Origin of the sequence: Pseudomonas sp. SWRI99 (assembly GCF_014270125.1) — a bacterium.
Classification (GTDB): domain Bacteria; phylum Pseudomonadota; class Gammaproteobacteria; order Pseudomonadales; family Pseudomonadaceae; genus Aquipseudomonas; species Aquipseudomonas hamedanensis.
Window position 1 is genome coordinate 101,247 of the sequence record NZ_JABWQR010000001.1, and the last position, 14,909, is coordinate 116,155.

The 14,909-nt window shown below is 58.8% G+C and carries 10 protein-coding genes and 1 pseudogene; 4 read left to right on the top strand and 7 right to left on the bottom strand.

Annotation, left to right across the window (positions count from 1 at the left end):
• Positions 1-34: 34 nt before the first annotated feature.
• Together HU743_RS00415 and HU743_RS00420 are read right to left on the bottom strand one after the other, a co-directional pair.
• Positions 35-322, bottom strand: coding sequence for an addiction module antidote protein (locus HU743_RS00415; protein WP_007943750.1), 288 nt, complete (start codon positions 320-322; stop codon positions 35-37).
• Positions 319-622, bottom strand: a pseudogene (locus HU743_RS00420) (type II toxin-antitoxin system RelE/ParE family toxin). Before HU743_RS00420 ends, HU743_RS00415 begins: the two are co-directional and overlap by 4 nt.
• A 117-nt stretch (positions 623-739) precedes the next feature.
• Here HU743_RS00420 and HU743_RS00425 point away from each other — a divergent pair.
• Positions 740-1,177 (top strand): excinuclease, encoded by a 438-nt coding sequence (locus tag HU743_RS00425; protein ID WP_186646077.1) that lies wholly within the window; start codon positions 740-742, stop codon positions 1,175-1,177.
• A 144-nt stretch (positions 1,178-1,321) separates the two neighbouring features.
• On the opposite strand, the gene HU743_RS00430 is transcribed toward HU743_RS00425, so the two are convergent.
• On the bottom strand, positions 1,322-2,224 hold the full coding sequence (locus tag HU743_RS00430; protein ID WP_186646079.1) for a LysR family transcriptional regulator: 903 nt from the start codon (positions 2,222-2,224) through the stop codon (positions 1,322-1,324).
• A 118-nt stretch (positions 2,225-2,342) separates the two neighbouring features.
• Between HU743_RS00430 and HU743_RS00435 the strand changes: the two genes are divergently transcribed.
• From HU743_RS00435 to HU743_RS00445, 3 genes are all read left to right on the top strand, one after another.
• Complete coding sequence (locus HU743_RS00435) at positions 2,343-3,620, top strand: MFS transporter (RefSeq protein WP_186646081.1); 1,278 nt, start codon at positions 2,343-2,345, stop codon at positions 3,618-3,620.
• A 78-nt stretch (positions 3,621-3,698) separates the two neighbouring features.
• A complete protein-coding gene (locus HU743_RS00440) occupies positions 3,699-4,961 on the top strand; it encodes an AAA family ATPase (RefSeq protein ID WP_186646083.1) in 1,263 nt (420 codons plus the stop codon).
• Positions 4,958-5,599, top strand: a complete 642-nt coding sequence (locus HU743_RS00445) for a retron system putative HNH endonuclease (RefSeq protein ID WP_186646085.1) — start codon at positions 4,958-4,960, stop codon at positions 5,597-5,599. Before HU743_RS00440 ends, HU743_RS00445 begins: the two co-directional genes overlap by 4 nt.
• Before the next feature lie 57 nt (positions 5,600-5,656).
• On the opposite strand, the gene hemE is transcribed toward HU743_RS00445, so the two are convergent.
• The 4 genes from hemE to HU743_RS00465 all read right to left on the bottom strand — a co-directional run bounded on the left by hemE (position 5,657) and on the right by HU743_RS00465 (position 14,907).
• Positions 5,657-6,724, bottom strand: a complete 1,068-nt coding sequence (hemE, locus tag HU743_RS00450; RefSeq protein ID WP_186646087.1) for a uroporphyrinogen decarboxylase — start codon at positions 6,722-6,724, stop codon at positions 5,657-5,659.
• A 240-nt stretch (positions 6,725-6,964) separates the two neighbouring features.
• On the bottom strand, positions 6,965-8,383 hold the full coding sequence (locus HU743_RS00455; protein ID WP_039757038.1) for an FAD-dependent oxidoreductase: 1,419 nt from the start codon (positions 8,381-8,383) through the stop codon (positions 6,965-6,967).
• 122 nt (positions 8,384-8,505) lie between these two features.
• Entirely contained in the window at positions 8,506-12,951 is a 4,446-nt protein-coding gene (gene gltB / locus HU743_RS00460) for a glutamate synthase large subunit (RefSeq protein ID WP_186646090.1), read from the bottom strand.
• Positions 12,952-13,302: 351 nt separating this feature from the next.
• Positions 13,303-14,907, bottom strand: a complete 1,605-nt coding sequence (locus HU743_RS00465) for an AAA family ATPase (RefSeq protein WP_186619628.1) — start codon at positions 14,905-14,907, stop codon at positions 13,303-13,305.
• Positions 14,908-14,909: the final 2 nt, after the last annotated feature.

The window sequence follows — 14,909 nt, forward strand, 5'->3', positions numbered from 1 at the left end:
GCGCCATTCGGCGCCCTTTGTCATTTAACCTTGTTCAGGTACTGGCGTGTAACTTCAACCCCAACGCCTTTACCACCTTGAGGATTGTTCCGAACTCTGGGTTTCCTTCGCCTGAAAGTGCGCGGTAGAGGCTCTCTCGGGACAGCCCTGCGTCACGTGCGACCTGGGTCATGCCTCGCGCTCTCGCTATGGTGCCCAGTGCCTTGGCGATAAAAGCCGGGTCGTCTCCAGCCTCCTCCATGCAGGCATCCAGATAATTGGCCATGTCCTCTTCTGTCTTGAGGTACTCGGCTGAGTCCCAACGAGTGAATTGTTCGGTCATGGGTTTTGCTCCTGCCAGGATTTCGCGATGAGCCTGGCTTGCTTGATATCTCGGGGTTGGCTGCTCTTGTCTCCGCCGCAAAGGAGGATGACCACTTGCCGACCTTGTTGCATGAAATAGACTCGATATCCGGGACCGTAGTCAATTCTGACTTCGCTGAGCCCTTCCGATGGCTTTGACATCACCAAAGTTTCCATCGGCCATACGATCAATTCGCACCTGAATACGCATCCTGGCGCGGCTATCAGCCAATTTTGAAAGCCAACTGGAAAATGTGGAACTTCGAAGAATCTCAGCCATGGCCGAAGTGTAGCCTTTGGGCCACAGATGCTCCACATTGTTTCTCTGAAGCTGATGTACGGTGTCTACACTCGTTGAGTCAGCGAATACCCGTCGCTACGTCAAGGAGATGACCCTATGCACGTGAAAGTCCTGATCGCCGTTGCGCTTTTCACACTCCTGCCCGGCGCCAGCCACGCCACGAACCTGATGTACATGCCTTTCGAAACCGTGCTGTCGAACGCCATTCGTGCCGGGCGACTCGATGGCAGCGTGAAGTTTTACCTGATCGGTAACGGGCCGCAGGGCACTCAGCAGTTGTTGCGCCGCGGTGTGATCAGCGACCTGAAAACCAATGGTTTCAACAAGAGCGACCAGCGGTCCTGCGAGTGGGTGTTGCAGTCGAACCTGATCAAGTTGCAGGCCGATGCCAAGCGGGTCGGGGCGAATGCGGTGGTCAATATCGTCAGTTATTACGACCAGCGGGTGCGCAAGGATTTGAATACGTACGAGTGCCGGGCGGGGATTTTTGTCACGCGGGTGGCGTTGAGGGGGGATTTGGTGCGGTTGCCTTAGTTGGCACCTGAATGTCTGGGGGGCTGCTTCTGGCCTCTTCGCGAGCAGGCTCGCTCCCACATGGGATAGAGGCCATACACAATTTCTGTTTTCACCCGAAATCAAATGTGGGAGCGAGCCTGCTCGCGAAAGGGCCAGCAGCCTTCACTCAATCAGAGGCTCAACTTTGCGCGTGAGCAGTTCGACAAACGCCTTGGCCATCGGCGATTTCTGATCCTTGCGCTGCACCAGCCACACCGCCGAAATCGCCTCGGGATCGAGCAGCGGGCGATAGACCACGCCGTCGATGCGCATGCGTTGATAAGACGCCGGCAGCACCGACACCCCCAGACCTGCCGCCACCAGACCGATGATGGTCATTGCCTCGCCGGCCTCTTGGGCAAAGTGTGGGCTGAAGCCAGCGTCACGGGCCAGGCTCAGCAATTGCGCATAGAGACCGCTGCCATAGCTGCGCGGGAAAAACACGAAGGACTCAAGCGCCAGCGCCGAGAGAAACAGACCTTCGTCGCTGCCCTGGGCCAAAGGATGTTTCGAACTGAGCACCGCCACCAACGGCTCCCGCATCAACTCCACGACGCTTAGCGAATCCGGCAAGCCCAGCGGGCGCATGATGCCGACTTCGATTGACTGATCGACCAAGGCATCGGCAACCATCGTGCTGCTCATCTCGCGCAGGTTCAGATGTACCGCCGGGAAGCGCTGGCGAAAGGAAAAGATCGCCTGAGGAATCGTCGAATTGAACGGCGCCGACGAGGTGAAGCCAATCTTCAACTCCCCCAGTTCGCCCAACTGCGCCCGACGCGCAACATCCGCCGCTTTGTCGACCTGGGCCAGCACTAGCCGCGCCTCTTGCAGAAACAAGCGACCGGCCTCGCTGAGTTCAACTCGACGATTGGTTCTTTCAAACAGACGCGCGCCGACTTCTTGCTCCAGCGCCTGAATCTGCTGGCTCAGCGGTGGCTGGGAGATGCCCAGCACCTGTGCGGCGCGGCCGAAATGCAGTTCTTCGGCGACGGCGATGAAGTAACGCAGATGACGCAATTCCATAGGATTTCCATTAGGTCGCAGAAGCTATCAAACAGGTCGAACAATATATTGGATAGAAACATTAGCCAGCTATATGATTTTTTCATTGCCTGCCCGGCTGTGCTTTCCGAGGTCTGAAGTGAAAACTGCTGTCGCGCCCCTTGCCCACGAAGTCCCTCCCTCTGCCGGCGACGATGCCCTCGCCGAGCTGCAGGAGATCTACATCGAAAAAGGCACGCCGGCGTTCATGCGCACCGTACTGGCGCTGTTCTGTGGCGGCTTTGCGACGTTTGCCCTGCTCTACTGCGTACAACCGATGATGCCGTTGCTGTCCCACGAATACGGGATCAATGCGGCGCAGAGCAGCCTTATCCTGTCAGTGGCAACCGGCATGCTGGCCTTCGGTCTGTTGATCACCGGGCCGATTTCCGATCGCATAGGGCGCAAACCGGTGATGGTGACGGCACTGTTTGCCGCCGCGCTGTGCACGCTCGCCAGTTCGATGATGCCGAGCTGGCACGGCGTGCTGATCATGCGTGCGCTGATCGGCTTGTCGTTGAGCGGCCTGGCAGCGGTCGCGATGACCTATCTCAGCGAAGAAATTCATCCACAACACATCGGCCTGGCGATGGGTTTATACATCGGTGGCAACGCAATCGGCGGGATGAGCGGACGCTTGATCACCGGGGTGCTGATCGATTTCGTCAGCTGGCACACGGCGATGCTGGTGATCGGTGGACTGGCGCTTATCGCTGCGGCGGTGTTCTGGAAGATCCTCCCGGAGTCGCGCAACTTCCGCGCCCGCTCGCTGCACCCGCGCAGTCTGCTTGAGGGCTTCACCCTGCACTTTCGCGACGCCGGCCTGCCGCTGCTGTTTCTCGAAGCGTTTGTGTTGATGGGCGCGTTTGTCACGCTGTTCAACTACATCGGCTACCGCTTGCTGGCGGCGCCGTACAACCTTGATCAGGTGTATGTCGGCTTGCTCTCGGTGGTGTACCTGTCGGGGATCTACAGCTCGGCGAAAATCGGTTCACTGGCGGACAAACTGGGGCGGCGCAAAGTGCTCTGGGCGACGATTGCGCTGATGTTCGCCGGGCTGGCACTGACGATGTTCACCTCGTTGTTGCTGGTGATCGTCGGCATGCTGGTGTTCACCTTCGGCTTCTTTGCCGCGCACTCGGTGGCGAGCAGCTGGATCGGTCGGCGCGCGTTGACGGCCAAGGGACAGGCGTCGTCGCTGTACCTGTTCAGCTATTACGCCGGGTCGAGCATTGCCGGGACGGCGGGCGGAGTGTTCTGGCATTTGGGTGGGTGGAACGGGATCGGGCTGTTTATCGGCGCGTTGTTGCTGGTTGCGCTGCTGGTGGCGTTGAAGCTGGCGAAGTTGCCGCCGTTGCCCGGCGCAGCACAGGTTTAGCCACAACTGCGCCCTAGCGGTAATCGCGCGCCAAGGTACACTGACGACATTCGTCTGCTTTGGTAAAGGGAAGCCAGAATGCGCCTGGACCGTCTCCACATTCAAAATTTTCGTTGCTACGAAGATGCCACTTTTTACTTCCAGCCAGGGTTCAATCTGGTGGTGGGGGTCAATGGCAGCGGTAAGACGTCATTGCTGAATGCCGCCGCCCAAAGCTTTAGCGATTTGTTTGCCTCAGCGGGCCACCCCATGAAGGTTTCCGATGATGACGATGTACGTACGGTTATTAACCATCATAAAAACGGAACCCGCTTTGAGAAGATTTTCCCGCTAACTTTGGCATGCAACGGAGATGCCTTCAAAAAAGCGCATTGGGTGCGAACAAAAACTCGACTTTCAGATGAATCTGCACCATTACCGCTTTTGAACATGACGCACTTCAGCCCTTCGGTACTCGCAGGAGACATTAGTCTCCCGCTCATCGCATTTTATCGGGCGGACCGCCGCTGGACTTCTGAAGGCGCAACTACAGAACAGGCTGCGGCTCTCAAATTGTCACGACTTGACGCCTATAAAAACTGGTCGAACGCTGCTACCAACCTGCAAGACTTCGAAAACTGGCTCGTTAAAAAAACTTTAGAGCAATTGCAAAAAGCCTTCCGCTCGGCTAAGCCAATGAGTGACTTTGACGATGAACTTTCACTGGTTAACTCTGCTTTGCAAGCGATGCTACCGGGTTCTCGTGGACTCTATTACGACGTAGAGCTAGCAAGCTTAATTGTCGACTTGGGCAATAATGTAGTCTCCAAGTTCGGAAGCTTAAGCGATGGCCAACGCGGCATGGTCGCTTTATTCACTGATATCGCTCGGCGCATGTGTATCCTCAACCCTCATATGGGTAAGTGCGTTCTGAAAGAAACTTCAGGTGTCGTTATCATCGATGAATTGGATATCCACCTTCATCCAGCATGGCAAAGAAGCATTGTCCTCGCATTGAAAACTGCATTTCCAAAAATCCAATTCATCGCTGCCAGCCATTCCCCTCAAATCATTGGCAGCTTAAAACCGGAAGAAGTCATCATTCTGACTGATGGCGTGCCTTCGCATCCACGGGTCACCTATGGCCTCGACTCCAGTAGCGTTCTCGCCGAAGTTATGGACGTAGCAGAACGCGACCCAGAAATTGAAGCATTACTCTCGGAGTTGTTCTCAACCCTCGAAGATAACGACCCTGAGAAGGCAAAATCCTTGCTTCAGGCGCTAAAAGAAAAAGCCCCTGATTTACCCGAGTTTCTACGCGCCGAAGCGTTGATGAGGCGCAAGGAGATTATCGGCCGATGAAGCGAGTGATCAAAGGAACTGAACCATCTTCATTTACTCAGTGGAAAGCGTTGGCGAATGAGGAGTGGACACCTTCTTACTCGATACTACCTAACCCACAGAAACACGAATTACACGAGAGTCTGCTCCGTGAACAGGGCTATGTGTGCTGTTATTGCGGTAACAAAATCACCCGGCGGTCCAGTCACATAGAGCACTTTCGTCCTCAGACGCCCTTCTACTATTTGGATCTGGATTACGCCAATCTTCACGCTTCCTGCCAAGGTGAAACCGATGAGCCAAAGCCAGCCCATTGCGGGCATAACAAGGGCAACAGATTTACTGAGGACGCAAACATATCACCGCTTGATGAAGACTGCGAAAGCCAATTCAGGTATACGCTGATTGGTCAGATAGAGAGTGCGAACGCCGCGATAGCAGCCGAGAACATGATTAAAATACTCGCCCTAGATATCAGTTTTCTTAACAATCGCCGCAAAGAGAAACTGGAGGGGATTTTTGATGACGACTTCCTGTCAGACTTCTCAGTGGAAGAACTTGAAGCAATTGTTAAACGATATCGCGAACCAAAAAATGGAGAGTATGAAGCCTTCGACCACATTATCGCCCGCTACGCCGAGCAACTGCTCGGTCGTTGAAGTTTGTTCAAACAAAAACGCCCGGCAGTTAGCCGGGCGTTTTTTATTGGGCTTCGATCACTCGTGATACTGCGCCGACAGCTCATGCACCGCGCGAAGGAATGCGCCGGCGTGTTCCGGATCAACCTCGGGCGTGATGCCATGGCCGAGGTTGAATACATGCCCGCTGCCCTTGCCGTAGCTGGCCAGGATGCGTCCGACTTCGGTGCGGATCGCTTGCGGTTTGGCGTAGAGCACGGTCGGGTCCATGTTGCCTTGCAGCGCCACCTTGTCGCCGACACGGGCGCGGGCGTTGCCGATGTCGCAGGTCCAGTCCAGGCCCAGTGCGTCGGCACCCGCCTCGGCGATGCTTTCCAGCCACAGGCCGCCGTTCTTGGTGAAGAGGATCACTGGCACTTTGCGGCCGTCGTGCTCGCGGATCAGGCCGCTGACGATTTTCTTCATGTAGGCCAGCGAGAATTCCTGATACGCCGCCGCCGACAGGTTACCGCCCCAAGTGTCGAAAATCTGTACTGCTTGCGCACCGGCCTGGATCTGGCCGTTGAGGTACGACGTCACCGACTGCGCCAGTTTATCCAGCAGCAGGTGCATGGCTTGCGGGTTGTCATAGAGCATCGCTTTGGTTTTGCGGAAGTCTTTCGACGAACCGCCTTCGACCATGTAAGTCGCCAGAGTCCATGGGCTGCCGGAGAAACCGATCAGCGGCACACGACCGTTGAGTTCGCGGCGGATGGTGCTGACCGCGTCCATCACGTAGCCGAGATCCTTGTGTGGATCAGGGATCGGCAGGGCTTCGATATCGGCCATTGTGCTGACGACTTTTTTGAAACGCGGACCTTCACCTGTCTCAAAGTACAGACCTTGGCCCATGGCATCGGGAATGGTGAGGATGTCGGAAAACAGGATCGCCGCGTCCAGCTGCGGATAACGGTCGAGGGGTTGCAGGGTGACTTCGCAGGCGAATTCCGGATTCATGCACAGGCTCATGAAGTCGCCGGCGTGGGCGCGGCTGGCGCGATATTCCGGCAGGTAGCGACCGGCCTGGCGCATCATCCACACTGGGGTGACATCAACGGGTTGCTTGAGCAGGGCGCGGAGGAAGCGGTCGTTCTTCAGGGCAGTCATGTCGGCATCCGGAAAAAAAGTGCGGGCATTTTCTCAGAGCGCGAGGCAAAAGGCACGGATGTGGGTCAGCCTTTTGTCTATCGGGTCAATTAATTGCGGTTTCACTCGGGCAGATCGTTCCCACGCTCTGCGTGGGAATGCATCCTGTGACGCTCTGCGTCACGACGTTAAGAGCGGACGCAGAGCGTCCATGGAGGCATTCCCACGCGGAGCGTGGGAACGATCAGATCGCGTCGTTTGTTAGACGCCGAGGTAATCGAGGATCCCCTCAGCCGCATTACGCCCTTCGAAGATCGCCGTCACCACCAGGTCAGAACCGCGCACCATGTCGCCACCCGCGAAGATTTTCGGGTTGCTGGTCTGGTGCTTGTACTGACCTTGCTCAGGCGCAACAACGCGGCCCTGGCTGTCGGTCTGGATCTCGAACTGCTCGAACCACGGCGCCGGGCTCGGGCGGAAACCGAACGCGATGACCACGGCGTCGGCCGGGATGATCTCTTCGGAACCGGGAATCGGCTCGGGGCTGCGACGGCCACGGGCGTCCGGTTCGCCGAGACGGGTCTCGACCACTTTCACGCCTTCGACCTTGTCTTCACCGACGATGGCGATCGGCTGACGGTTGTAGAGGAATTTCACGCCTTCTTCCTTGGCGTTCTTCACCTCTTTGCGCGAACCAGGCATGTTCGCTTCGTCACGACGGTAAGCACAGGTCACCGACTTGGCGCCCTGGCGAATCGAGGTGCGGTTGCAGTCCATCGCCGTGTCGCCGCCACCCAGCACTACAACCTTCTTGCCTTTCATGTCGACGAAATCTTCCGGCGACTTTTCAAAGCCCAGGTTGCGGTTGACGTTGGCGATCAGGAAGTCCAGCGCGTCGTAAACGCCCGGCAGATCCTCACCGGCAAAGCCGCCCTTCATGTAGGTGTAAGTCCCCATGCCCATGAACACCGCATCGTACTCGGCGAGCAGTTGTTCCATGGTCACGTCTTTGCCGACTTCGGTGTTGAGACGGAACTCGATGCCCATGCCGGTGAAGACTTCGCGACGATTGCTCAGCACGGTCTTTTCCAGCTTGAACTCGGGGATGCCGAAGGTCAGCAAGCCGCCGATTTCCGGGTTCTTGTCGAACACCACCGGGGTCACGCCGCCGCGCACCAGCACATCGGCACAACCCAGACCCGCCGGGCCGGCGCCAATGATCGCGACACGCTTGCCGGTCGGTTTGACCTTGGACATGTCCGGACGCCAGCCCATGGCGAACGCGGTGTCGGTGATGTACTTCTCGACCGAACCGATGGTCACCGCGCCGAAGCCGTCGTTGAGGGTGCAGGCACCCTCGCACAGACGGTCCTGGGGACAAACCCTGCCGCAGACTTCCGGCAAGGTGTTGGTCTGGTGCGACAGCTCGGCGGCCTGGAGGATGTTGCCCTCGGCGACCAGTTTCAACCAGTTGGGAATGAAGTTGTGCACCGGGCACTTCCATTCGCAATACGGGTTGCCGCAACCCAGGCAGCGGTGGGCCTGATCGGCCGACTGCTGGGGTTTGAACGGTTCGTAGATTTCAACGAACTCTTTCTTGCGTTGACGCAACAGTTTCTTCTTCGGATCCTTGCGCCCGACATCAATGAATTGAAAGTCGTTACTGAGACGTTCGGCCATCTTCAAAACCTCGTACACGACAGCTTCAAGCTACAAGCTTCAAGCTGCAAGAAAATCAAATTAATCCGCCTCACCGCGCAAGCTTCTAGCTTGTCGCTTGAAGCTTGCGGCTTGCAGCTGCTTCACTGTGGGCTTGCCCGCGTACTGGAGAGCAGAGATTTCAGACTCGCTGCCTTCGGTTTGACCAACCAGAAACGACGCAAGTAATCATCGAGGTTCTCGGCGAGTTCACGACCCCACTCGCTGTCGGTTTCCGCGACGTACTCGTTCAGCACGTTCTGCAGGTGGCTGCGATAGGCTTCCATCGCCTCGCCGCTGATCCGCTGGATTTCCACCAGTTCGTGGTTGACCCGGTCAACGAAGGTGTTGTCCTGATCGAGCACGTAGGCGAAACCACCGGTCATGCCTGAGCCGAAGTTGTAACCGGTCTTGCCCAGCACACAGACAAAACCACCGGTCATGTATTCGCAGCAGTGATCGCCAGTGCCTTCCACGACGGTGTGGGCACCGGAGTTACGCACGGCGAAACGCTCGCCAGCAGTGCCAGCGGCGAACAGCTTGCCGCCAGTGGCGCCGTACAGGCATGTATTGCCGATGATGGCGCTTTCCTGAGTCTTGTAGACGCTGCCCTTCGGCGGAACGATCACCAGCTTGCCGCCGGTCATGCCCTTGCCGACGTAGTCGTTGGCGTCGCCTTCCAGGTACATGTTCAGACCGCCGGCGTTCCACACGCCGAAGCTCTGCCCGGCGGTGCCTTTGAAGCGGAAAGTGATCGGCGCTTTCGCCATGCCCTGGTTGCCGTGCTTGCGCGCGATTTCGCCGGAGATCCGCGCGCCGATCGAACGGTCGCAGTTGCAGATGTCCAGGTCGAACTCGGCGCCACTCATGTCGTTGATCGCCGACGACGCCATCTCGACCATTTTCTCGGCCAGCAGGCCTTGGTCGAACGGCGGGTTGCGCTCAACACCGCAGAACTGTGGCTTGTCCGCCGGGATGTGATCGCTGCCCAACAGCGGCGTCAGGTCCAGATGGTTTTGCTTGGCGGTCTGGCCCTCGAGGATTTCCAGCAGATCGGTACGACCGATCAGCTCTTCGAGGGAGCGCACGCCGAGCTTGGCCAGCCACTCACGGGTTTCTTCGGCGACGTAGGTGAAGAAATTCACCACCATGTCGACGGTGCCGATGTAGTGGTCCTTGCGCAGCTTCTCATTCTGAGTCGCGACGCCGGTGGCGCAGTTGTTCAGGTGGCAGATGCGCAGGTATTTGCAGCCCAGCGCGATCATTGGCGCGGTGCCGAAGCCGAAGCTTTCGGCACCGAGGATCGCCGCTTTGATCACGTCGAGGCCGGTTTTCAGGCCGCCATCGGTCTGTACCCGGACTTTGCCGCGCAGGTCGTTGCCGCGCAGGGTCTGGTGGGTTTCAGCCAGGCCCAGTTCCCACGGCGCACCGGCGTATTTGATCGAGGTCAGCGGCGACGCACCGGTACCACCGTCATAACCGGAGATGGTGATCAAGTCCGCATAGGCCTTGGCCACACCGGCGGCGATGGTGCCGACGCCCGCTTCCGCAACCAGTTTCACCGAAACCAGTGCCTGCGGATTGACCTGCTTCAAGTCAAAGATCAGCTGCGACAAGTCTTCGATCGAATAGATGTCGTGGTGCGGCGGTGGCGAAATCAGGGTCACGCCCGGCACTGCATAACGCAGCTTGGCGATCAGACCGTTGACCTTGCCGCCCGGCAGTTGCCCGCCCTCGCCCGGCTTGGCGCCTTGCGCGACCTTGATCTGCAGCACTTCAGCGTTGACCAGGTATTCCGGGGTCACACCGAAACGGCCAGTGGCGACTTGCTTGATTTTCGAACTTTTGATGGTGCCGTAGCGTGCCGGATCTTCACCACCTTCACCGGAGTTGGAACGCGCACCGAGGCGGTTCATGGCTTCGGCCAGGGCTTCGTGAGCTTCCGGCGACAATGCGCCCAGCGAGATACCGGCGGAGTCGAAGCGCTTGAGCACCGACTCCAGCGGCTCGATCTCGCTCATGTCCAGCGGCGTGTCGAGGGTCTTGACCTTGAACAGGTCGCGAATCATCGACACCGGACGGTTATCCACCAGCGAGGTGTATTCCTTGAACTTGGCGTAATCGCCCTGCTGCACTGCGGCCTGCAGGGTGTTGACCACGTCCGGGTTGTAGGCGTGATATTCGCCACCGTGGACGAACTTCAGCAGACCGCCCTGCTGGATCGGCTTGCGCGGACTCCAGGCTTCGATGGCGAGGGCTTTCTGCTCGGCCTCGATGTCGACGAAACGTGCGCCTTTGATGCGGCTTGGCACGCCACGGAAGCTCAGGTCGCAGACCTCCTCGGACAGACCAATGGCTTCGAACAGCTGCGCACCACGGTACGAAGCGATGGTCGAAATGCCCATCTTCGAGAGGATCTTGAGCAAGCCTTTGGTGATGCCCTTGCGGTAGTTCTTGAACACCTCATAGAGATCGCCCAGCACTTCACCGGTACGGATCAGGTCGCCCAGCACTTCGTAGGCCAGGAACGGATAGACCGCCGAGGCGCCGAAACCGATCAATACCGCAAAGTGGTGCGGATCGCGTGCCGTTGCGGTTTCAACGAGGATGTTGGAATCGCAACGCAGGCCTTTTTCGGTCAGGCGGTGGTGCACCGCGCCGGTGGCCAGGGAGGCGTGGATCGGCAGCTTGCCCGGGGCGATATGGCGGTCGCTCAGGACGATCTGGGTCCGCCCGGCGCGCACGGCTTCTTCAGCCTGATCGGCGACGTTGCGGATCGCCGCTTCGAGGCCGAGGCTTTCGTCGTAGTTGAGGTCGATGATCGCCCGTTCGAAGCCCGGACGGTCGAGGTTCATCAGCGAGCGCCACTTGGCCGGCGAGATGACTGGCGAGCTGAGGATCACGCGCGAGGCGTGTTCCGGCGACTCCTGGAAAATGTTGCGCTCGGCACCGAGGCAGATTTCCAGCGACATCACGATCGCTTCACGCAGCGGGTCGATCGGCGGGTTGGTCACCTGCGCGAACTGCTGACGGAAATAGTCGTACGGTGTGCGCACACGCTGGGACAGCACGGCCATCGGCGTGTCGTCACCCATCGAGCCAACGGCTTCGTAACCTTGCTCGCCGAGCGGACGCAGCACCTGATCGCGTTCCTCGAACGTGACCTGATACATCTTCATGTACTGCTTGAGCTGATCGACGTCGTAGAAAGCCGAACCGTGGTCGTTGTCTTCCATGGTCGCCTGAATGCGCAGGGCATTCTTGCGCAGCCATTGCTTGTACGGATGACGGGATTTCAGACGGTTGTCGATCGCATCGGTGTCGAGGATCTGCCCGGTTTCGGTGTCCACGGCGAAGATCTGGCCAGGGCCGACACGGCCCTTGGCGAGCACGTCTTCCGGCTGGTAGTTCCACACGCCGATTTCCGAGGCCAAGGTGATGAAACCGTTTTTGGTGGTAACCCAGCGCGCCGGGCGCAGACCGTTACGGTCGAGCAGACACACCGCGTAACGACCATCGGTCATCACCACGCCGGCCGGGCCGTCCCACGGCTCCATGTGCATCGAGTTGTACTCGTAGAACGCACGCAGGTCCGGGTCCATGGTTTCGACGTTCTGCCACGCAGGCGGAATGATCATGCGCACGCCACGGAACAGGTCAATGCCACCGGTGACCATCAGTTCAAGCATGTTGTCCATGCTGGATGAGTCGGAACCGACACGGTTGACCAGCGGGCCGAGTTCCTCCAGATCCATCAGATCGTTGGTGAACTTGGTCCGACGGGCCTGCGCCCAGTTGCGGTTACCGGTGATGGTGTTGATCTCGCCGTTGTGGGCGAGGAAGCGGAACGGCTGCGCCAGCGGCCATTTCGGCAGGGTGTTGGTGGAGAAGCGCTGGTGGAACACGCAAATTGCGGTTTGCAGGCGCTCATCGCTCAGGTCCGGATAAAACGCGGCCAGGTCGGCCGGCATCATCAGGCCTTTATAAATGATGGTCTTGTGCGAAAAGCTGCAGATGTAGTGGTCGGTGTCAGCGGCATTGGCCACCGACGAACGGCGACGCGCGCTGAACAGCTTGACGGCCATGTCCTGATCGCTCAGGCCTTCACCGCCGATGTAGACCTGCTCGATCTGCGGCAGACGCTCAAGAGCCAGGCGGCCGAGCACGCTGGTGTCGATCGGCACTTTGCGCCAGCCGATCAGTTGCAGGCCTTCGGCGAGGATTTCGCGGTTCATGTTCTCGCGAGCGGCTTCGGCCTTAACCGGATCCTGGTTGAAAAAGACCATGCCCACGGCATATTGCCGGGGCAGCTCGACACTGAAGGTTTCCTGGGCAATGGCTCGCAGGAACGCGTCAGGCTTTTGAATCAGCAGACCGCAACCGTCACCGGTCTTGCCGTCGGCATTAATCCCACCGCGGTGGGTCATGCAGGTCAGGGCCTCGATGGCCGTCGTCAAAAGGGTATGACTGGGTTCGCCCTGCATATGCGCTATCAGGCCGAAACCGCAGTTATCCTTGAATTCATCTGGTTGGTACAGACCTGCTTTCATAGACACTTTCTCACCAGGCTGCCTCTATTCGAGGCAAATTTCTTTTCAATTCAACCACTTGCGATCCGCGCCGAACGTACGCCGGCTTAGCGGGGGCAAAAGGGTGGTCATTGTACACAGCGACACAGAGGCTCACAAATTTGACGACGAACTGTCGCAAATTCATGTCGCATTTGTGAAAGGTTTAAAGCGATATGCTGTGCTAGTCAAAACTTTTTTAAATTCTGACCGCAACGACTCAAAAACTACTGTGACGCAGACACCACAAGGCACGCGGCCTTTTCAGGCGGCGCGCACTCGTGGAGATTTTGAGGTGCCGGGAGAGGCGGCCTGGGTAAGGCCGCCGAATCTTCAGCGAGTTGTTGCCAGTTCCTGTTGGACGCTGGCGACAGTGCGAGGCCAAGGTTTACCAGCCTGAACCTTCGCTGGCAAGGCCTTGATGGCAGAAACGGCTGCGTCACGATTGGCGAAGTTGCCGTAGGTGATCACGTAGAGAGGCTTGCCGTTGAGGACTTTCTTGAAATAACGGTATTCGCCGCCCTGCTCTTTGACGAAGTTCTGCGCGGCGGTTTCCGAGCTGGTGCCGAGGATCTGCACCACGTAGTTGCTGGTCGGCTGACCGGCGTACCAGCTGCCACCGGACGCTTTGGCGACGGTGACCGGTTTCTCGGCAGGCTTGGCAGCGGCAACCGGTTTGGCCGGCGCTGGCGCTGGTTTGGCGGCAGGTGCTGGCGCTACTGGAGCTGGCTTGGCCGTGGCGACTTGCGTCGGAGCCGGCGTCGGGGCGGGTTTTGCCGCAGGTACCGGAACCGGGGTCGGCGCAGGACCGGCCGGAACACCGGCAGGCGGTGCGGAAGTGGTCACGGTTGGCGGCGTATCACTGGAGCCTTCCAGCGGCACACCGTCATCGCCTTCGGTGATGCCACCGGCCTCTTCGGCCAGCGGACCGCGCATGACCGGTTGCGAGTTACCGACCAATGGCAACGGCATTGGCTGGGTATTGCCGGCAAATTCGACGGCTGGCGCGCCACCGTTGGCGGCGCCCTGGCCCAGCGGCAGTTGTGCCTGTTCATTGGCCGGAGCACCGGTGGTCGGTGCCTTGCTGCGACCCGGCATCAGCCAGGCGGCGGCGACCGCGACCACAACGACGGCGGAAATCGCCAATACGTGTTTCTTCGGCATGTTGAACCCCATACTTGGACGCTTCACCGCGGAGCGGCTGGCAATCATGACTTCGATCAGAGCATCGCGAGCGACCTGGTTGATATTGCCCGGCCAGCCCTCGGAGCTTTCGTGAATATCAGAGATCTGATCGGCGGTGAAAAGTTCGACACCCCGGCCCGCGCCTTCCAGCCGCTGGTCGAGATATTCGCGGGTCTCTTCTTCGGTGTACGGCTGCAATTCGATGACGTGAAAACGCTCTTCTTCGAGCTGCAAAGCCTCGAGCTGAGCGATCAGCGACGACTCACCGAACAGGAATACATGCGGACGACCTTCCGGCGTGCCCGCGCCCAGCGCCATCAGCGCTTCAAGCGCGGACTCGTCGAGCTGCTCGGCATCATCCACCAGCAGATAGACTTCCTGCCCGGTGAGGGCCAGTTGCACCACCTGCTCCAGAATCGCGCCGACTTCGGCCTGGGCGACATCCAGCGCCTGCGCCACCTGGCGCAGCACGCCTGCGGCATCACCGGCACCACGGGCGGACACCACCACGCTCTGTACTGACTGTTTATTGGTGCTGGCAACCAGCGCCTGACGCAACAGCGTCTTGCCGCTGCCCTGCGGGCCGGTGACCACCAGCAGCAACTGGCTGTAACGCGCCAGATGATGCAGTTGCCCCAGCACCGGTTTGCGCTGGGCCGGGAAAAACTTGAAGCCCGGCACCCGTGGCGCGAAAGGGTCGTGGCTTAACTGGAAATGGCCGAGAAACGCCTCGTCGGCATGCAAACTAGTCATCG